17 protein-coding genes are annotated in these 18,805 nt (G+C 65.6%); 8 read left to right on the top strand and 9 right to left on the bottom strand.

Annotated elements, in window-relative coordinates:
* Positions 1-7: 7 nt before the first annotated feature.
* The 3 genes from AAFN86_RS26205 to AAFN86_RS26215 are packed head-to-tail and all read left to right on the top strand — an operon-like array spanning position 8 to position 4,144.
* On the top strand, positions 8-859 hold the full coding sequence (locus tag AAFN86_RS26205; RefSeq protein ID WP_347546567.1) for an ABC transporter permease: 852 nt from the start codon (positions 8-10) through the stop codon (positions 857-859).
* Complete coding sequence (locus tag AAFN86_RS26210; RefSeq protein ID WP_347546568.1) at positions 856-2,751, top strand: ABC transporter ATP-binding protein; 1,896 nt, start codon at positions 856-858, stop codon at positions 2,749-2,751. Before AAFN86_RS26205 ends, AAFN86_RS26210 begins: the two co-directional genes overlap by 4 nt.
* 34 nt (positions 2,752-2,785) lie before the next feature.
* Positions 2,786-4,144 (top strand): LLM class flavin-dependent oxidoreductase, encoded by a 1,359-nt coding sequence (locus AAFN86_RS26215; RefSeq protein ID WP_347546569.1) that lies wholly within the window; start codon positions 2,786-2,788, stop codon positions 4,142-4,144.
* A 198-nt stretch (positions 4,145-4,342) separates the two neighbouring features.
* Here the strand turns inward: AAFN86_RS26215 and AAFN86_RS26220 are convergent, their stop codons facing one another.
* The 5 genes from AAFN86_RS26220 to AAFN86_RS26240 form a co-directional block, all read right to left on the bottom strand.
* Positions 4,343-4,840: a (2Fe-2S)-binding protein gene (locus tag AAFN86_RS26220; RefSeq protein WP_347546570.1), complete on the bottom strand. Its 498-nt coding sequence runs from the start codon at positions 4,838-4,840 to the stop codon at positions 4,343-4,345.
* A complete protein-coding gene (locus AAFN86_RS26225; protein ID WP_347546571.1) occupies positions 4,837-7,167 on the bottom strand; it encodes a xanthine dehydrogenase family protein molybdopterin-binding subunit in 2,331 nt (776 codons plus the stop codon). The genes AAFN86_RS26220 and AAFN86_RS26225 overlap by 4 nt, the downstream gene beginning before the upstream one ends.
* The gene (locus AAFN86_RS26230; protein ID WP_347546572.1) at positions 7,164-8,021 is read right to left on the bottom strand and encodes an FAD binding domain-containing protein; all 858 of its coding nucleotides are present in this window, start codon (positions 8,019-8,021) and stop codon (positions 7,164-7,166) included. The genes AAFN86_RS26225 and AAFN86_RS26230 overlap by 4 nt, the downstream gene beginning before the upstream one ends.
* Positions 8,022-8,401: 380 nt before the next feature.
* On the bottom strand, positions 8,402-10,279 hold the full coding sequence (locus AAFN86_RS26235) for a TIM barrel protein (RefSeq protein WP_347546573.1): 1,878 nt from the start codon (positions 10,277-10,279) through the stop codon (positions 8,402-8,404).
* Positions 10,280-10,308: 29 nt separating this feature from the next.
* Positions 10,309-10,770 carry a hypothetical protein gene (locus AAFN86_RS26240; RefSeq protein WP_347546574.1) on the bottom strand — a complete coding sequence of 154 codons (462 nt, stop codon included), beginning with the start codon at positions 10,768-10,770 and terminating at the stop codon, positions 10,309-10,311.
* Positions 10,771-10,781: 11 nt separating this feature from the next.
* On the opposite strand from AAFN86_RS26240, the gene AAFN86_RS26245 reads away from it, so the two are divergent.
* On the top strand, positions 10,782-11,654 hold the full coding sequence (locus AAFN86_RS26245) for a shikimate dehydrogenase (RefSeq protein WP_347546575.1): 873 nt from the start codon (positions 10,782-10,784) through the stop codon (positions 11,652-11,654).
* Between the two features lie 3 nt (positions 11,655-11,657).
* On the opposite strand, the gene AAFN86_RS26250 is transcribed toward AAFN86_RS26245, so the two are convergent.
* The 3 genes from AAFN86_RS26250 to AAFN86_RS26260 form a co-directional block, all read right to left on the bottom strand.
* Positions 11,658-12,317, bottom strand: a complete 660-nt coding sequence (locus AAFN86_RS26250; protein ID WP_347546576.1) for a TetR/AcrR family transcriptional regulator — start codon at positions 12,315-12,317, stop codon at positions 11,658-11,660.
* A gap of 80 nt (positions 12,318-12,397) precedes the next feature.
* The gene (locus tag AAFN86_RS26255) at positions 12,398-13,081 is read right to left on the bottom strand and encodes an FCD domain-containing protein (protein WP_347546577.1); all 684 of its coding nucleotides are present in this window, start codon (positions 13,079-13,081) and stop codon (positions 12,398-12,400) included.
* The gene (locus AAFN86_RS26260) at positions 13,078-14,001 is read right to left on the bottom strand and encodes a GntR family transcriptional regulator (RefSeq protein ID WP_347546578.1); all 924 of its coding nucleotides are present in this window, start codon (positions 13,999-14,001) and stop codon (positions 13,078-13,080) included. The genes AAFN86_RS26255 and AAFN86_RS26260 overlap by 4 nt, the downstream gene beginning before the upstream one ends.
* A 28-nt stretch (positions 14,002-14,029) precedes the next feature.
* On the opposite strand from AAFN86_RS26260, the gene dctP reads away from it, so the two are divergent.
* The 4 genes from dctP to AAFN86_RS26280 are packed head-to-tail and all read left to right on the top strand — an operon-like array spanning position 14,030 to position 17,278.
* On the top strand, positions 14,030-15,019 hold the full coding sequence (dctP, locus tag AAFN86_RS26265; RefSeq protein ID WP_347546579.1) for a TRAP transporter substrate-binding protein DctP: 990 nt from the start codon (positions 14,030-14,032) through the stop codon (positions 15,017-15,019).
* A gap of 5 nt (positions 15,020-15,024) precedes the next feature.
* Positions 15,025-15,519, top strand: a complete 495-nt coding sequence (locus AAFN86_RS26270) for a TRAP transporter small permease subunit (RefSeq protein WP_347546580.1) — start codon at positions 15,025-15,027, stop codon at positions 15,517-15,519.
* Complete coding sequence (locus AAFN86_RS26275) at positions 15,516-16,817, top strand: TRAP transporter large permease (RefSeq protein ID WP_347546581.1); 1,302 nt, start codon at positions 15,516-15,518, stop codon at positions 16,815-16,817. Before AAFN86_RS26270 ends, AAFN86_RS26275 begins: the two co-directional genes overlap by 4 nt.
* Positions 16,818-16,840: 23 nt before the next feature.
* The gene (locus tag AAFN86_RS26280) at positions 16,841-17,278 is read left to right on the top strand and encodes a type II 3-dehydroquinate dehydratase (RefSeq protein WP_347546582.1); all 438 of its coding nucleotides are present in this window, start codon (positions 16,841-16,843) and stop codon (positions 17,276-17,278) included.
* A 358-nt stretch (positions 17,279-17,636) separates the two neighbouring features.
* On the opposite strand, the gene AAFN86_RS26285 is transcribed toward AAFN86_RS26280, so the two are convergent.
* Positions 17,637-18,803 carry a Gfo/Idh/MocA family oxidoreductase gene (locus AAFN86_RS26285; protein WP_347546616.1) on the bottom strand — a complete coding sequence of 389 codons (1,167 nt, stop codon included), beginning with the start codon at positions 18,801-18,803 and terminating at the stop codon, positions 17,637-17,639.
* Between the last annotated feature and the right edge of the window lie 2 nt (positions 18,804-18,805).

Here is an 18,805-nt window from a genome sequence, read left to right on the forward strand (position 1 = left end):
ACGAACAGTGGCAATCGCCCTTTCCGTGCCTGGTGCCCCACGCCGACTTAGCATCGGCGACCTCGCTTGCATTGGCTTCCTGCTGCTGCTCGCCGTGCTGATCACCTTCGGCGCCCAGGTCGTTCCGCGCGATCCGCTGGCTTTCGACCCGATGCATACGCTGCAGGAACCAAGCCTGGCCTTTCCCTTCGGGACCGACGAGTTCGGCCGCGACGTGTTCAGTCGCGTCATCGCCGGCACGCAGCCGACACTGCTGGTCGCCATCGCTGCCGCCGCGCTTGGGGTGCTGTTCGGCACCATCACGGGCCTGGTGGCGGGGTATCTCGGCGGTGGTGTCGACGAAACGATCATGCGCGTGATGGATACCCTGATGTCCTTCCCGGGTCTGATCCTCGCCATGTTGGTGGTGGTGATGCTCGGACCGGCGCCGGTGAACGTCATCGCCGCGATCGCGCTTGTGTTCTGGCCACGATCGGCGCGGCTTGTCCGTTCCGTCGTGCTGGATCTGGCGACACGGGAATTCATCGACTCCGCACGCTCGCGCGGCGAGTCGCGGTTGTTCATCCTGGCGCGTGAGCTGCTGCCGAATGTCCTGATGATCATCGTTGTCGATTTCTCGTTGCGCGTAACCTCCGCCATCCTGCTCTCCGCCTCGCTGGCCTATCTCGGCATCGGGGTGACCCCACCGACGCCCGCATGGGGGCTGATGGTGCGCGATGGTCAACAGTTCATTGAACTCGCCTGGTGGCTCCCCGTCTTCCCATCGCTGGCGATCGCGGCCGTCGCTGTCGGGACAGTCCTGGTGGGCGAGCGCCTGAGACGCAGCATCGCCATGCCCGGAGGCGATCGCGCACGATGAATGCCGAGCCGCAGACCATCGTCGAGGAGATCTCGCCGAGCCTGTCCAGCGACCCGACACTGGAGGTGATCGGTCTGTCGATCACGTACGGCGAGGGGTCGGGCGGGCTGAAGGCAGTGCGCGACGTCTCTCTCCGCATCGCGCCAGGGGAAGCGTATGGCCTGATTGGCGAATCCGGTTCCGGCAAAAGCAGCCTGGCCTATGCAGTGCTGCGCCATGTGCCCGCCGGACGCGTCACCGGCCGCATCATGCTGCGTGGACAGGACGTCATGGCGATGTCTCCGCGCGCGCTCGCCGCCACGCGCGGACGTGTCGTATCCATGGTGTATCAGGACCCGATGAGTGCACTCAATCCTTCCATCAAGGTCGGGGAACAGATCGCCGAGGTCATCCGTCGCCATCGAAAGACAGATCGCCGCACAGCCTGGGCACGCACCATCACGCTGCTTGACCAGGTGAAGCTGCCCCACCCGGCCGACATCGCGCACCGCTATCCACACCAATTGTCAGGCGGACAGCAGCAGCGCGTGGTCATAGCCATGGGCCTGGCCTGCGATCCCGACCTGTTGGTGATGGACGAACCCACCACCGGTCTCGACGTGACGACCGAGGCTGTGATCCTCGACCTCGTCAATGACCTCCGCAGCGCGCTCGGCGTGGCAGTGTTGTTCATCAGCCACAACATGGGCGTCGTCGCCCAGGTATGCGACCGCGTCGGCGTGCTCTACGCCGGGCAGCTCCTGGAGGAAGGAAGCACCGCACAGGTGCTGCGCGCCCCGCGCCACCCCTACACCATCGGCCTGATGAACGCGCTGCCGACGATCAATCATGCTCAGGCCCGTCTGGCCGATATTCCCGGCCGGTTGCCGGATCTACGCAAGGTCCCTGACAGCTGCATCTTCGCCACACGCTGCGCGTCGGTGCAGGAAGGCTGCCATACCGCGATACCGCCCTTGGAGACAGTCGGTCCGGGTCATCGGGCACGCTGCCTCGAACACGACCGCCTTGCTCGCATCTCATCGTCAAACTTGCCAGCCCCGAAAGGCGACGCGGACGCCGAACTGGAACAGCCTCCGCTTCTGCAGATTGTCGGCATAGAACGTACCTTTGGCCGCCCCTCCCTATTGAAGCTCCCCTTCCTGCGTCGCCCGATGACAGTGCGTGCGGTCGACAACGTGACCTTGGAGGTGCCGCGCGGCCGCACCCTTGCCGTCGTGGGCGAAAGCGGCTCCGGCAAATCGACCTTGGCACGCTGCGTTGCCGGACTATTGCAGCCGGATGCCGGCGACATCCGACTCGAGCAGGTCGTGATCGATCCGGCCGTGCAGAACCGTACGCGGTCCGAACAGCGAGCCATCCAGTTCATCTTCCAGAACCCCGATGCCGCGCTGAACCCGCATTGGACAGTCGAGGGAATCGTCGGTCGACCATTGCAGCTCTATGGAATCGCGCGCGGCACCGACGTGCGCCGGCGCATCGTCGAACTTCTCGACCAGGTGAAGCTTGGCGCCCGCTATCTCGACCGCTACCCGCACCAGCTGTCAGGGGGCGAGAAGCAGCGCGTCTCTATCGCGCGTGCCTTCGCGGCAGAGCCTCGGCTTGTCGTCTGCGACGAACCAACGTCGGCGCTCGATATCTCGGTGCAGGCGGCGATCCTGAATCAGCTGCGTGACCTGCAGGAGCAGCATCATACCTCCTATCTCTTCATCTCGCACGACCTCGGCGTCGTGCGGCACATCGCCCATCGCGTCGCCATCATGCGCCACGGCCGGATCGTCGAGGCCGGCACGCCGGCTGATGTCTTCGGCGCGCCGCAGCATCCCTATACGCAGGCGTTGATCGCGGCGATCCCCACGCTGGAGCGCAAGCCGCGCGGCCTGGTTCGCGCCTGACGCTGCGCGACGATCGATCGACGAGGACGACACCATGACAACCAAACGCCACATGAAGCTCGGCATGTCCATGCGTGGGCTCGGCTATCACGCCGCGGCCTGGCGGCACCCCGATGTGCCCGCCGATGGAACGCTGCGCTTCGACCACTATGTCCGCAATGCGCAATGCGCCGAGCGCGGGCTGTTTGACATGATCTTCTTCGCTGACGGCATCGGCATCCGTGAGAAGGACGAGCCGCGTGGCTCGCTCGCGCGGTCGGGCTATGAACTGGTCGAGATGGAACCGATGACGCTACTGCCGGCACTCGCCGCAGTGACCAAGCATATCGGTCTCGTCACCACCGCTTCCACCACCTACAATGAGCCGTTCCATATCGCCCGCAAATTCGCGACACTCGACCTGATCAGCGGCGGCCGGGCCGGCTGGAACATCGTCACCTCCTGGTCCGATGCCGAGGCGCGCAATTTCAACCGCGCCAAGCACCTTGACTACGACACGCGATATGAACGCGCCGCGGAGTTCGTCGAGGTGGTGACCGGGCTATGGGACAGTTGGGAGCCCGACGCCCTGATCTATGATCGGGCGAGCAGCCTGTTCTATGACGAAGCGAAGATGCATGTGCTTGATCATCGCGGAAAGCACTTCCAGGTCCGCGGCCCGCTCAACGTGGCCGGCATGCCGCAGGGAAGGCCAATCCTGGTGCAGGCCGGGGCTTCGGAACAGGGGCGGGATATCGCCGCACGCAATGCCGATGTGATCTATGCCGCACAGGACAACATCGCCGCTGCGCGCGCCTACTATTCCGATGTGAAGGGACGACTCGCGCGACACGGGCGCGACTGGGACGACCTGAAGATCATGCCGGCGCTGCGTCCAATTGTTGCTCGCACGCGCGCCGAGGCCCAGGCGAAGTTTGACGAATTGCAGGCCATGGTTGATCCGCTCGTGGCCCTTGCACGCGTCTACAATGAGTTGGGCGACCTCAGCGGCTACCCGATCGACGGTCCGGTTCCCGAACCGCAGGGCGAGGCGCAGGTCCGCAGCGGCGTTGCGCGCATCATGGCGCGGGTGCGCTCCAACAACTGGACGATCAGGGAACTCTGCCTCTCACTCGTTGGCGCCGGCGGCTTCTGTCTGATCGGAACCGCCGCGGATATTGCCGATGTAATGGAGGAATGGATCGATACCGGCGCGGCCGATGGTTTCAACATCACGCCGACACACCTGCCGCCGGGCTGCGAGGATTTCATCGAATTCGTCACGCCCGAGTTGCAACGCCGCGGTCGCTTCCGCAACTCCTATGAAGGCACCACGTTGCGCGAGAATTTGGGACTGAAGCCGCATGTCAATCGGCACGCGGCGGCGCGGGCAGAGCGCAGCGCCGCAGAGTGAACGATGGACGCCGCGCGGCCGTCATCGCAATGATTCGCGCGGTGACCCCCACAGACCAGCCGGTTGTGCAGGTTCATAATCGATGCGCGCGCCACGCAAAAGCGTGATCGCCATAGGTGGAATCACCGGAGGCGTGAAACGCACGATCAAACAAAGGCATCGAGCAGGAGGCGCGAGCGAAAGCGAACGGATCCTGCTCTATGCGCCTGTCGCGTCATCCCACTTGTCGAGTGCGCGGGCCGCAGCGCGCACGGCGTCCAGAATGCCCTGGTAGCCTGTGCAGCGGCACAGGTTGGAGGAGAGCGCATGGCGCAAGGCATCCTCGGTCAGCCGCGCATCACGTTCCAACATCCATGTGGCAAGCATCAGGAAGCCAGGGGTGCAGAAGCCGCATTGCAGGGCATGATGCTCCTGGAAAGCCTGCTGCAGAAGGCTCAGCTTACCGTCTGCCGCGGCAAGGCCCTCGATTGTGCGGATCGTCGAACCATCGGCCTGCACGCCGAACATTAGGCAGGACCGTATCGGCACGCCATCGACCAGCACGGTGCAGGCGCCGCAGACGCCGTGCTCGCAGCCGACATGCGTGCCGGTGAAGCCGCAGGACTCGCGCAGAGTGTCGGCAAGGGTATGTCGCGCCTCGATATCCACGCACTGCGCAGCGCCATTGACGGTGAAGCAGACCGTATGGCGGCTCATGCCGTCTCTCCATCCGTGTGGGGCGACTTGGCGTTACGTATCAGCGCGCGGATGCGCGCCGGCGTCGCGGGGATTTCAGTGATCTCGGCGCCAAAGGGCGTGAGCGCGTCAGTGATGGCATTGGCGATCGCCGCCGGGGCGCCAATCGCCCCGCCCTCTCCGAGCCCCTTCGCTCCGGTCAGGGTGGCGACGCTGAGCGACTCGCGATGATGAATCTCAATCGGCGGAATCTCCGCCACGGTCGGCAAGGCGTAGTCCGCCAAGGTACCGGTCAGGATATTGCCGTCCTCTGCATAGACGACTTGCTCGAACAACGCATTCGCAATTCCCTGCGCGACGCCGCCGCGAACCTGGCCTTCGGCGATAAGCGGATTGATGATTCGTCCAGCGTCCTCGACCACAAGATAGCGCTCGATACGCACATGCCCTGTCTCGGGATCGACTTCGACGATGGCGGCGTGGCAGGCATTGGAGAAAGTCCCATCGGGATCATAGCTTGCGGTCTCCGCCAAATTGAAGCCATCGAACAGATCGCTGCGTTGGTGCACCTGCCGCGCCAGCGCCGCGATGGCGATCGATGAGCCATTCGCCGCAACGGCCTCACCATTGCACAGCGTGATCTCTTGTGCAGTCGCCTGCAGTACCTTCGCGGCCGCTGCGCGCAGTCGTGCGGCCAGTTGATCCGCCGCGCGTTGGGACGCACCGCCACTGATCACCGTCGAACGGCTGGCAAATGTGCCCCAGCCATAAGGTGTGCGGTCGGTGTCACCATGGATGACGCGCACACGATCGGGCGTGACGCCTAACCGATCGGCGACAATCTGCGCCAGCGTCGTGCGCAGCCCCTGGCCGTGGGGGGAAGCGCCTATCCGCAGTTCCACCTCGCCGCTCGGTGTCATGTCGATGTCCACCACCTCATAGCCTGGAACAATGCCCATGCCGCGTGCCGCGAAAGCCGGCGTGCCATAGCCTGTCCGCTCATTGAGGACGGCGAGGCCCAGGCCAAGGTACCGGCCCTGCTCCCTCGCCATCTGCTGGCGTGTGCGGAACGCGGGCACGTCGATCAGCGAGACGACGTCATCGAGCGTCTCGACATAGGACGCTTCGTCCAGCGTCAGGCCGGTCACGGTGCGGTATGGAAAGCTATCCACCAGATTGCGACGTCGGATCGCCGCAGGCTCGAGCCCCAAACGCGCCGCAGCACGGTCCATCAATCGCTCGATGCCGAAGGTGATGACCGGACGCGAAACGCCGCGATACGGCGCCATCGGACAGGTATGCGTCAACACGCCACGAGCCCGCGCGCCGTAGGCCGGCACCTTGTATGGCCCAGGGTATTCGGCGAAGGCCATCAGGGGCTCAACCCCACATGTCACGGGATAGGAGGAGAAGGCACCGACATTGGCAAGGATGTCCGCATCGAGGCCCAGCAGTGTGCCGTCCTCCGCGAAGGCGCCGCGCAGCACATGCGCCTGGTCACGCGAATGGGCCGAAGCAGTCAGGTTCTCGTTGCGATCCTCGATCCAGGCAAAATCCGAACGGTGCCGGCGCGCCAACCAGACCAGCACCGCATACTCCGGGAACAACGCCATCTTCTGTCCGAAACCGCCACCGACATCGGGGGCAATCACCTGAAGATCGGCCTCGGGCATACTCAGCAACTCTGCGATGCCAGTGCGCAGCATGTGCGGCATCTGCACGGAGGCTGTCAGCCGCACGCGACCCGTCGCCCGGTCGTACTGTGCGCATCCGGCCCGCGCCTCCATCGGCGTGGCGTTCTGGCGGTGCGACCGGAATGCCACTTCGACGACCTGCGGCGCCGCGGCGAACGCAGCGGCACATTCCGGCGAGGTAAGCACGCCCTCCACCGCGACGTTGCCGGGCGCTACGGCGTGCACCAGCGGAGCGTCGAGCCGCAGCGCGGATGCGAGATCCACCACCGGTGTCGCGGCTTCGAATTCCACCACGATCGCCTCGACCAGATCCTCAGCGAGCGCTGCATTGTCGGCCGCAATGGCAGCAATCGGCTGCCCAACGAAATGCACATGGTCGATCGGCAGCACCGGCTGTTCGACCGGGCGATAGGCGAAGCGATGCAGCATTGGCTTGATCGTGCCGACATCCGCCATTTCCGCCGCGCTCACGAATACGGCGCCTGGTGGCATTTCCGGCGGCGGGTGCAGCGCAGTGATCTGTCCGCTGGCGATTGGGCTGCGCAGGAAGCGCACGGCCCGCGCACCGGCGGCAATATCCGCCGTGAAGCGGCCCTCGCCGCGCAGCAGTGCGGGGTCTTCAAGGCGGCGAAGGCTGCGGCCGACCCAATTCATGCGGTGAAGGCCTTCTCCAATGCACGGCGAACCATGGCACCAACGAGGTCGCGGCGATAAGCGGCGGTCGCGTGGAGATCCTCCTGCGGATGGCAGGCCTCGCTCGCTCGCCGCGCCGCAAGGCGCGCCGCCGAGGCGCTCGGCGCCAAGCCGATCAGCTCAGCAGCAGCCTCCGCTGCCAGAACGGGCGTAGCGCCAATGCCGCCTAGGGCGATCCGTGCCTTCTGGATGAGGCCATCCTCGAGCCGAACTACGACCACAGCCATGGCCAGCGCGAAATCCCCGACGCGACGGCTGAATTCTGCAAACCCGCAGCGCCATGCGTCGTCAAGCAAGGGCAATCGCGCCTCGACCAGGATCTCGCCCGGTTGCATCGCGGTGGTGAAGACGCCCTGGAACCAGTCTTTGGCCGCCACCTCGCGCCCCCCGGACGGGCCCGCCAGCGCCATGCTGCCACCGAGTGCCAGTACCGTCGCGCACCATTCCGACGCCGGATCCGCATGCGCGAGACTGCCGCAGAAAGTTCCTCGAATGCGGATCGGGGCATGGGCAATGCTGTTCGCCACGGCAGGCAGCAATCGTCCCAGGGGGCCAGCGACGCGCGGCGTCTCGAACCAGGCGTGGCGAGCCAGCGCACCGATACGCAACACGCCATCCTCGCCGGCGGCGTAGGCGAGCGCGGAAATCCGGTTGATGTCCACAAGGACGCCAGGGCGAGCCATGCGAAAGGCCATCGTTGGCACCAGGCTCTGCCCGCCGGCGAGAATGCGGGCCTCCTCGGCGTGCACGGCAAGCAGGGCGAGCGCATGGTCGAGCGTCGCAGGAGCATGATAGTCGAATGCGGCAGGCTTCATCGCAGGTCCCAGTCGATGGCGCTCGGCTTGTCATTTCGACTAGATGCGATGGGCGTGCCATGCAAGCGTCGTGGCATGCTGGGGATGAAACCGGATGCGCCTCCGCGTTCTGCCGGCATACGCAAACGCCCCACGCTGTCGCCTCTGCCTCCGTGCCCATTGCATCGCGCAGCACCAGCAGGGCGGCGCGCCAATTCGAGACATCGAGTTCCCACGGCGCCTCATCGGCTTTCGTGTCATCGGTTAGACCTCCGCGAGGCGGGCCGGGCTCTTGACGTGCTGGCCTTCAGCGGAATTGTCATCGGTTGCGCTCTGCGTTGCGGCTGCCAACCACCACCTTGGCTGCGTTCCACCGGCGCCGCCGGGCGTGGCCCGACACGTCAGTCCATGTCTCGCGTCGCGTCGGCGGATGGAATCGGCGTCCGGCGCTGCGCCGCCATGCGAACGGATGCGTTCGCCGCACCGAAGCCAACGTAGCCACCACTGCGCTCCACGATTTCCAGGAAAGCACGGTCTTGGAATTGGCGCGTGTAGGCGTGGCGAAACACGCCGCCATCGTTGTCGCGATCATAGAGCACATGTCGCGCCTTCAGCGCTTCAAGTTCAGCATCGTCGAGGCCGAAACGGGCGCCAAGATCCTCGTAGTAGTTCGCGGGGATGTCGAGCAGCGGAGCATGCCGGCCGGCGGCGTCATCCAGGGCGGCAAACGCGTCTGTGGCGGCGAATGCAATATGGTGCACGCCCGCGCCCGCCAGGGCCGAGACGAAGCGCCCCGTGCCTGTACGCGTGCTCTCCGAGACATTCAGCGGCAAGCGCACGCTGCCATTGGGTGCGACAAAGGCGCGCGAGCGGACGAGACCATACGGATCCGGGATCTCCCACGGCGCATCCGGCTGCAGGCCAAACAGTGCGCGATAGAACAGCACGAAGCTGTCCATCATGCCCGGCGCGACAGCCTGCGCGACATGGTCCACGCCGAGCAACGCCGCCGGCTCCACCACATCCGGGGCGAGCCGGAAATCATCAGCCCAGATGGGACTTTCTCCCGATGCCGGCGCGCTTACCAGATAGACCAGCGTGCCATCGGGGGCGCGGATCGCGGGAATCCGGTGCTCCCCCTCACCGGTCCGCTCACGCCACACCGGGTATTGCAGCGCCTCCGCGCGCGCCACGACCCGCATTGGATCATCCACGCGTAAGGCGGTCGCACAGACTGACGGCCCAAGTTGCTCGAAACGCTCGGCAGCGGCGCTGTCCGGCTCTGCATTCAGGACAATGTGCGCGCCGCCGTTGCGCCAGAGCTCGACATCCTTGCTGCGATGCGTGCCCGCGTGGTGGAATCCGAGGCCGGCGAGGAATTGCCCGAGGTTCGCCCGGGTCGGCCGGTCGACGGCGAATTCGAGAAACTCGATGCCGGAGAGTTGCGGCGCCGCCGGCAGCAACACACGACCGACTTGCTCTTCCAGCCAATCCAGGCTGCGCAGGCCGTCACGCGCGATGCGCCGGGAAGGCGCCGAACGGAACTCGTCGTTGAATATCTCAAGTGAGAGCGTACCATTCCACCCTGACGCCAGCAGGTCGCGAAGGAAGGCGGTGACGGGCAATTCACCCTGCCCCGGAAACAGCCGATGGTGCCGGCTCCAGGACAACACGTCCATCGACAGCCGCGGGGCATCGGCGAGCTGGAGAAAGAAGATCTTGTCGGGGGGCACGGCCTGGGCAATGCCCGACAGGTCGTCACCAAGCGCCAGGCTGTGAAAGCTGTCGAGGCAGAGGCCAAGGGCGGGGTGATCCGCCTGCCGGACGATCTCCCAGGCCTGGCGCCAACGACTGACGTGCTTCCCCCAGGCCAGGGCTTCGTAGCAGACCCGCAGATCCCGCCTCGCTGCCCGTTCGGCCATCTCCCGCAGGTCGGCGGCCGCGCGCGCAGGCTCGCCAAGCGCCGCAGCCTGCACATTGGAACAGACCAACACCAGGTCGGTGCCGAGTGCCTGCATGGTGTCGAACTTGCGCTCGGCGCGATCCAGGTTGCGGACCCGCTGGGGCTCCGGCATGCCTTCGAAGTCTCGGAAAGGCTGGAACAGGGTGATCGCCAGCCCAAGATCCTCGCACATCCGCCTGATGTCGCCAGGCGCCCCGTCGAATGTCAGCAGATCATTCTCGAAGATCTCGACGCCATCGAAGCCCGCCGCGGCGGCGGCCTCAAGCTTGTCGGGCAGCGAGCCGGAAAGGCAGACGGTCGCAATGGATTTTGGCATGCGCTTCGTCCCTGGCACGGGCCCCTCCGTCAGGTGTCGAGGATGATGGTCTCAGTGTCGCCCCACGGTGTGCGGTCCAAGATACTGGCGGCGCGGTCGCCCTGCTCGCCGCGCATCGGCATCCGGGCCGCGTGCTGAATCGCATGGACAACGATGTTCGGTGACCGGTTCCCGCAGCGGGTGTGATGTGGTGTCGAACGGCAATTGTCGGCCGCAGCTTGACGATGCCAGCCATGGACCGTGCGTTGATGCCAGGTCTGGTCCAACGGCACGCGATGTCCTCCGCGGTGATTTCGGCGCGCCAGCAGGCCGGGGCACGGGTCGCGGCCCGAGCGGAACCGTTCGGCGTTGACCTTTATGTACCAATTAGTACAAACACGGGTCAAGCGGTACTGTTGCGGATCAAACGCCCGCGCGACGCCGTTCGCCTTCAGCCATGTCCTTCCGACCTCGGCGCACCGGCGCTTCCATCCGATCGTGACCTGATCCAAGAAGGAAAGCCATGAACACCTGGGACCAAAGACCCGCCGTTCTCGCCGGCCTGATTGGTCGCGGCATCCAGGCGTCCCGCACCCCGGCGATGCATGAACGCGAGGGAGCGCAGCAAGGGCTGCGCCTGATCTACCGGCTCATCGACCTCGACGTTCTGGGCCTTGGACCCGAGGCACTTGAGGAACTGCTGACCGCGGCCGAACGCATGGGTTTCGCCGGCCTGAACATCACCTACCCCTGCAAGCAGACGGTGATCCCGCTGCTACACGACCTGTCCGACGATGCGCGCGCATTGGGCGCCGTGAACACGGTGGTGCTCCGGGGCGGGCGGCGCGTCGGCCACAACACCGATTGCTCGGGCTTTGCCGAGGCATTCCACCGCGGCCTGCCCGACGCGCCGCGCGCACGGGTCGTGCAGCTCGGTGCCGGCGGGGCGGGGACGGCCGTGGCCCACGCGCTGCTATCGGAAGGCGTGGGGCATCTGGCGATCGCGGATACCGACATGCAGCGCGCCGACGCCGTGGCCAAGGCCCTGAACGAACGCTTCGGCTCCGGTCGCGCGATTGCCTGTTCGGACCTGCCCGCGGCCGTCGCCGCGTCGGACGGTCTGGTGAACTGCACGCCTGTCGGCATGGAGAAGTTCCCCGGCACCCCCTTGCCGGTTGCGCTGCTGCGACCGGAGCTCTGGGTCGCCGAGATCGTCTACTTTCCTTTGGAGACGTCGCTCCTTCGTGCCGCACGCGACCTTGGTTGCCGGACGCTCGATGGCGGCGGCATGGCGGTGTTCCAGGCTGTCGGCGCATTCCGTCTGTTCACCGGCTGCGACCCGGATGCCGGGCGGATGCTTGGGCACTTCCTCGAGATGTCGTCAGGCTGTGCCTGACTGTCAGGCTTGAGCGTAGCGCAGCACGGCGTCCACGATCATGCGCCGATGCGCGGCGACGACAGGAGGCGCGGACATGTCACGCCCGTAGATGGCCTGCAGCGTGTGTCGATTGGAAACGCGATAGAAGCAGAATGAGCTGATCAACATGTGCAGGTCGAGAGCATCAAGCCCCGGCCTGAAAGCGCCTTCCGCCTCGCCGCGCGCGATCAGCCCGCGCAGGGTGTCGATGATCGCCGCATTGCGCTCGGGGATAGTGGGCGATGCGGCGACGACCCGCGCCTCGTGAATATTCTCGACGCTCACCACGCGAACGAATTCGGGATGCTGCGCATGGTGGTCGAAGGTGACTTCTACCAGGCACCGCAGGGCCTCGGCGGCTGGCAAGGTATCGACGTGCAGGGCCTGCTCGGCGTCCCGCATCCGGCCATACATGTGTTCCAGGACCGCGGCATAGAGCTGCTCCTTGCCGCCGAAATAGTAGTAGATCATCCGCTTGGTCGTGCGCATGCGCGCGGCGATGTCGTCCACGCGCCCCCCGGAGAAGCCCTTCTCACTGAACTCGGCGATCGCGGCGTCGAGCACTTCGCGGCGTGTTTCCTCGGGCGCGCGACGCTGCCGCGGGGCGGGCGCGCCTTCTGTCCTTGTCTTGCTGTCCGCCATGATGGAACCAGGCTCTCTCGTCGGTCACGGCGCATTCTGCCATGGGTGGCGGGCCCTGTGATCCCGCCCTGCGGCGCTGGTCAAATGGCACCGCTGGCGAGCGCATGGTCGACGCCCCCCAGGATATGCGCGGCGAGGATTTCACGGGCCCGCGCCGCGTCGCGGCGGACGGCACTATCCATCAGCGCCTGGTGCTCCTCGATCGCGATCTCGCCGCGAAAGCCAAGGGCAAGGTTCTGATACCGCAGATAGCGATCGAAGATCGTCGCATGCGTTGCCATCAAGGTGCGCGAACCGCATGCCGAGATCAGCGTGCGATGAAACTCGGAATCGGCACGGCGCCAGGGATCGAGAGCGCCGGCGTCCGCCCTGCGCAACCTACGCTGCATCTGCGAGAGCTTGTGATGCGCGGCAACGACGCGCCCTTCCCATTCCACATCGCCGGCACGGAAAGCGTGCTCCAGCGCGTGGCCTTCCAACAGAAGCCGCAGCTGGGCCAGGTCACGCAGTTCCTGGGCCGAGAAGGACGAAACCTCGAAACCACGCTGGCCCTCCGCAACCACCAGCCGCTCGGCGACCAGACGGCTCAGGCTCTCCCGCAGCGTGCCGACGGCGACGCCGTAGCTGTCGCGCAGACCCTCGAGCCTGAGCTTGCGGCCGGGAGCCAGGGTACCGCGCAGGATGTCGGCGCGGATCAGGCGCCAGGCACGCTCGCTGGCAGCCTCGCCGGGCTCCAGCACGACCGGCAAGGGACTGGCGATCATCGGCCGGATGTCACCGCGCGTGACCCGGAAGGCTGCGCGGGACCGCGCGACGTGCTTCTTCGGGCCGCGAACGGCGTCAGCGCGCCGCCATGGACAACATGATCAACGCAGCCTTGTACATGGGCCTGCAGGATGGTGCGCGCCCGGGCCACGTCGCGCGACAGCGCGCAGTCGAGCAGCGCGGCGTGCTGTTCGGCCGCGATGGCGCCGCGGAACACCACCGCGACCATCTGGTAGCGCAGGAAACGGTCATAGGCTGCGGTATATGTCTCCAGCAATGCGGCCGACCCGCACGCTGCGATCAGCGCATGGTGGAATTCCCGATCATAATGCTTCCACAACGTGGAATCGGCTGTCTCGCCGGCCAGCAACCGGCGCTCGAGCACGGCGAGCTTGTGATGCGCCGCCACGACCTGACCCTCCCAGTCGAGGTCGCCGGCCGCAAATGAGTCCGTGATCGCCTGGCATTCCAGCAGCAGGCGCAGTTCGGCAATCTCACGGAAGTCATCGGCCGAGGCGGGCGCGACGGCGAAACCGCGCTGCCCCTCGGCAATCACCAGCATTTCCGCCGCGAGCCGGTTCAGGGCCTCTCGCAGCGTGCCCACGCCGACGCCATAGATCTCCCGCAGCCCATCCAGGCCAAGCTTCCGGCCGGGTGCGAGCCGCCCGAGGATGACATCGGCGCGGATGCGACGATAGGCCGCCTCGCCCGCCGTCTCCTCCGCGCCAGGCCTTTCGCCATCCGCCCGGGTCATGGCGGCGCCTCCCTTGGACCAGATCTCTCCGCTCAAGTATCGGCGACGAGGCGGGCAGCAGGCAATATCCGGTATTCTCACAATCCTCCGATATTGCGGCGAATCTCTATTGATCGGCTCGACGCTCGCCCCTAGCGTCGCACGCAGCCGCCTCGGCGCGGCCAAGAGAATGTCCAGGGAAGGGATAGCGCCCATGCAAATGCACATCGGACGTCGCTCCGTGATGACGGTTGCGGCCGCTGCCCTGGCAGTGCCCAACCATTCCTCTCATGCGCAGGCCCGTCGCCGCCTCCGCTTTACCGCCGTGTTCTCCGACCAGGACATACGCGCGGATGCGATGCGCGGCTTCCAGCAGGATTTGGCGCCGGAATTCGATGTTGAACTTCACCTGAATGCCACGCTGTTCCGCCAGGGCACGGAGTTGGTTGCGATCCAGCGCGGCAATGTCGAGATGGCGAACCTCGCGCCACAGGACCTGTCGCGGCAGATCCCGGCCTGGTCCGTGATGGCCTCGGCCTACCTGTTCCGTGACGCCGACCACATGCGCAAGGTCTTCAACGGCGAGATCGGCGCCGAGTTCAACCGCATGGCGCGGGACCAGTTGAACGTCCATGTGCTGGGTCCGCTGTATTTCGGTACGCGCCACGTGAACCTTCGGCCGCGCAAGCGCATCACGACGCCGGCCGACATGGCAGGGCTGAAGTTGCGCATGCCGCCGGGCGAGACCTGGCAGTTCCTCGGCGAGGCGCTGGGCGCCAACCCGACGCCGGTGGCCTTCGCCGAGCTCTACACCGCGCTGCAATCCGGCACTGTCGATGGACAGGACAACCCGCTGCCGGCCAGCCGCACCATGCGCTTCTACGAGGTGACGACACAGTTCGTGCTGACCAGCCATCTGGTCGCCTATGACCTGCTTTCGGTCTCCGCGCGCTTCTGGGATGCTTTGACGCCGGCGCAGCGCGAAGCCATCCAGACGGCGGTGAACAAGGCAATCGACATGAGCACCCAGCGCCATCTCGCGCAGGAACAGGAGATGGTGACCTTTTTCCGTTCCCAGGGCCTCGAGGTCTATGAACCGGACGTCGCGGCGTTCCGCGCCGAGGCGCAGCGCCGCTACCTGGCGTCGACACAGTCGCAGGGCTGGCCGCCCGGTATCCTCGACCGTATCGCCGCGGTGCGCTGACCCGCATGTCCACGGCGTGTCGCCTGTTCGGCTGGGCCAGGCGGCGCGCCGAGGAAGTGCTCTCCGCGATGCTGGTGGCGATGTTCATCGCCTTCATGCTGCAGATCGTCACGCGTTATGTGCTGAACGCGCCGCTGAGCTGGACGGCGGAGTTCTCCACGCTGGCCTGGGTGTGGGGCATCCTTTGGGGTGCGGGGCTGGTGCTGCGCGATGATGAGGAAATCCGCTTCGATGTCCTGTACGGCTCCATGCCCGGAGGCGTAAAACGCGTGTGCGACGCGATCACCGGCATCGCGGTCGTGGTGGTCTTCACCTGGTCGCTGCCGGCGATGGTGGACTACGTGACCTTCATGAAGGTGGAGCGCAGCGCTTATCTCGGCATCCGCTTCGACCTGCTCTACTCCGTCTATCTGATCTTCGCCGTCGCCATGATCATCCGTCACGCCGTCATCGCCTGGCGCGCCGTAACGGGGCGCGGCATCGCGAGGGGCGCCACGTGAACCTGCACGACCCCTTCACCTTGGCGATGATCGCGCTGCTGGGCCTGTCGCTGATGGGCTTGCCGATCGGGCTGACCATGATCATGGCCAGCATCATCTATCTCGGCCTGTCCGGGCAGGACATGTCGACGGCGGCAGAGCAGGTGCTGAACGGGCTGAACGGCAGCTACGTGCTGCTGGCGGTACCGCTGTTCATCTTCTCCGCCGGGCTGATGAATGCCGGCAGCCTGACGGACCGGCTTCTGCGCTTCTGCAACCTTCTCGTCGGCCGCTTCCGTGGCGGCTTGGGTCACGTCAATGTCGTGCAGAGCGTGATCTTCGCCGGCATGTCCGGATCTGCCATCGCCGATGCCGCGGGCAGCGGCAAGGTGCAGATCGACATGATGACGAAGAACGGCGCCTATCCGGCCAGCTATGCCGCCGCGCTGACGGCGGTCACCGCGGTGATCGGGCCGATCATCCCGCCGTCGATCCCGATGGTTCTCTACGCGCTGGTCGCCGATGCCTCGATCGGCTTCCTGTTCCTCGGCGGCGTGGTCCCTGGCATCCTGATGGCGTTGGTGCAGATGGGCATCAACTCCTGGATGGCGCATCGCCACGACTTCCCGATCTCGGAACGCGTACCGCTGCGCGAATTCCCTCGCCTGACGCTGGAAGCAGTGCCGGCCCTGCTGATGCCGGTAATCCTGCTGGGCGGCATCTATGGCGGTGTGATGACGCCGACCGAGGCCGCCGCCGTCGCCGCCTTCTATGCCTGGCTGATCGCAGCGGTGTTCTACCGAAGCCTGACGTTGCGGCAGACCTATGCGGCAGTAGTGGAGAGCGCGCGGTCGACAGCCGCCATCGGCATGCTGATCGCTGGCGCGCTGGCCTTCAATTACGTCATCACCAGCGAGAACGTGCCGAACACCGTACGAGGCATCCTCGCGGGCTGGGAGATGTCGCGTGGGGAATTCCTGCTCGTCGTCAATCTGATCCTGTTGGTGCTCGGATGCCTGCTGGAAGGCAGCACCATCCTTCTGGTGGTGGTGCCAGTGTTGGTGCCGACGGCACAAGCGCTCGGCATCGACATGGTGCATTTCGGCGTCGTCGTGGTGGTGAACATCATGATCGGACTGATCACGCCACCCTACGGACTGCTGCTGTTCATCGTTGCAAAGATCTCCGACACGCCGCTCTCGGCGGTGGTACGCGATTGCATCCCTTTCATCATCGCCATGATCGCCGCGTTGATGCTGATCACCTATGTACCGGAACTGGTGCTCTGGCTGCCGCGGCAGATGGGATACCAGGGCTGAACCGAAGCATGAGGAAGTCCGCAGTGCCCCGCAGCATCCACATCCTCAACGGTCCGAACCTGAACCGGCTCGGCAAGCGCGAACCCGAGATCTACGGCCGCACAACATTGGCCGAGGTCGAGGCAATGTGCCGGGCAGAAGCCGGTGATGATCAGATCGTCTTCCGCCAGACCAACCACGAAGGCCAACTCGTGGACTGGATCCATGAGGCGATCGACACCGAAGCCGCGGGCATCATCATCAATCCGGCCGGGCTGACATTCCGCTCGATACCGGTGCTTGACGCGCTCAAGATGGTCAAGGCACCGATCATCGAACTCCACATCTCTAACATTCACCGTCGAGAGGCGATCTACCATCAATCACTCGTCTCGACCGCCGCCACCGCCGTGATTGCCGGGTTGGGTGCGCGTGGCTATGCAACGGCGACGCGGGCATTGCGCGAGATGCTCGATGCGTGACTGAAGGATAAGTCGCGAACGTGGCGCGCGGCACGCTGTTCAGCTGAGAAGCGCCAAATGGCAAAGGTTCGACTTCGACCTCGACTACCGGTAGTCCTTGCGGCCCTCGGCGAGCGTTGAGCGATGGAAGGCGTCTAGAACCAACCGGCCTGATGCATCGCGGCAGAAACGAAGGCTCGAGCATGTCTCGGCCGGCACCGGATGATCCATCCGCCCAATACATAGAACGACATGTGTGGCGCCGAAGCCGAGCGGGCCCTCCGCGCCGCCCTTCCTCGATCAGCCAGCTTGCATGGGGCGCCAAGCGCGTCCTCGTCGATCGCGGCTCATTGCGCAGCGGACGCGACCGGGGGTCGCACTATACATCCGTCCAATCGCCGCCACGTCCGGCCGAAAGAATTGCCGCCTCGACAAAGCGCAAGCCCTCCAGACCTGCGCGCGCATCCGGCATGCCCTCGCTCAGCGGATCCGCATCAAGGCCAAGTCGTCGCGCGGCGGCCCGTTCGGCAAAGTCGCAATAGAGGTTGGCAAACGCCTCATGCAGCCCTTCCGGATGTCCCGTACGCCGAAGGCGTGTGGCCCGTGTTGCCGCCGCGGAGAGCGCAACGTGGCCTCGCGTCAACGTCATTGGAAATCCATGGACCGGCGCAAGGCGTAGTTCGTTGTGGGACACGTGCCGCCATTCGATGTGGCCTTCGGCGCCGAAGACGCGCAACAGGATGTGGTTCTCTGCGCCCGCCGCGCCTTGGCACAGGACCATCGACCCGCGTGCGCCGCCGGCCAGGTGGAAGCGCGCCTGCGCGTAATCCTGCACGCGCCGCCCCGGCATCAAGGTACCCACCTCGGCACTGATCGTAGCGATTGATTCACCTGTGACATAGCAGGCCAGGTGGTGTGCATGAGTACCAATATCCCCAAGCACCAGCGACGGCCCGCTGCGCGCGGGATCGAGCCGCCACCGCCGCGCCGCGTCAGGTGCCTGCTCAACCGGCAGCGCAAGTCCCGCTCCGAAATACTCGACCTGCAGCATGCGCAGCGCACCGATGCGGCCCGAATGAACGAGCGAACGAGCCTCCCGCAGCATTGGATAACCAGCATAGGCATGCGCGACACAGACGGTGACACCTGCCGCGGCAGCGGCGCGCAGGACGCTTTCCGCCTCGACGACGCTGTTCGCCATCGGCTTGTCCACCATCACATCGAGACCGGATGCGATGGCCGCCAGGGCCTGGACGTGATGAAGATCGTTCGGCGTGACGATAGCGACAGCCTCAATGCCATCGGGCCTAGTTGATTCCCGCGTGAACATCTCCTGCGGCGTGGCGTAGGCGCGCGTGCGGTCGATGCCGTATTCCGCCGCCGCATCGCGGCCGCGTTCGGCATCACGCGACAGGGCGCCGGCCACGACCTCGAAGCAGCGATCCATTGTCGCCGCACGGCGATGGACCTGGCCGATCATCGATGGTGCCGCGCCACCGATGAAGCCAAGACGCAAAGGCCGCCTGAACGCCTCGAATGCCGTCACGA

The sequence above is a fragment of the Roseomonas sp. CAU 1739 genome, assembly GCF_039839775.1.
In the GTDB taxonomy this organism is placed as follows: Bacteria; Pseudomonadota; Alphaproteobacteria; order Acetobacterales; family Acetobacteraceae; genus Neoroseomonas.

What these genes read in the sequence shown, in the direction of transcription:
- AAFN86_RS26210 (WP_347546568.1), top strand. Translation starts at nt 856, where the DNA reads ATGAATGCCGAGCCGCAGACCATCGTCGAGGAGATCTCGCCGAGCCTG.
- AAFN86_RS26215 (WP_347546569.1), top strand. Translation starts at nt 2,786, where the DNA reads ATGACAACCAAACGCCACATGAAGCTCGGCATGTCCATGCGTGGGCTC.
- AAFN86_RS26220 (WP_347546570.1), bottom strand. Translation starts at nt 4,840, where the DNA reads ATGAGCCGCCATACGGTCTGCTTCACCGTCAATGGCGCTGCGCAGTGC.
- AAFN86_RS26225 (WP_347546571.1), bottom strand. Translation starts at nt 7,167, where the DNA reads ATGAATTGGGTCGGCCGCAGCCTTCGCCGCCTTGAAGACCCCGCACTG.
- AAFN86_RS26230 (WP_347546572.1), bottom strand. Translation starts at nt 8,021, where the DNA reads ATGAAGCCTGCCGCATTCGACTATCATGCTCCTGCGACGCTCGACCAT.
- AAFN86_RS26235 (WP_347546573.1), bottom strand. Translation starts at nt 10,279, where the DNA reads ATGCCAAAATCCATTGCGACCGTCTGCCTTTCCGGCTCGCTGCCCGAC.
- AAFN86_RS26245 (WP_347546575.1), top strand. Translation starts at nt 10,782, where the DNA reads ATGAACACCTGGGACCAAAGACCCGCCGTTCTCGCCGGCCTGATTGGT.
- AAFN86_RS26250 (WP_347546576.1), bottom strand. Translation starts at nt 12,317, where the DNA reads ATGGCGGACAGCAAGACAAGGACAGAAGGCGCGCCCGCCCCGCGGCAG.
- AAFN86_RS26255 (WP_347546577.1), bottom strand. Translation starts at nt 13,081, where the DNA reads ATGATCGCCAGTCCCTTGCCGGTCGTGCTGGAGCCCGGCGAGGCTGCC.
- dctP (WP_347546579.1), top strand. Translation starts at nt 14,030, where the DNA reads ATGCAAATGCACATCGGACGTCGCTCCGTGATGACGGTTGCGGCCGCT.
- AAFN86_RS26270 (WP_347546580.1), top strand. Translation starts at nt 15,025, where the DNA reads ATGTCCACGGCGTGTCGCCTGTTCGGCTGGGCCAGGCGGCGCGCCGAG.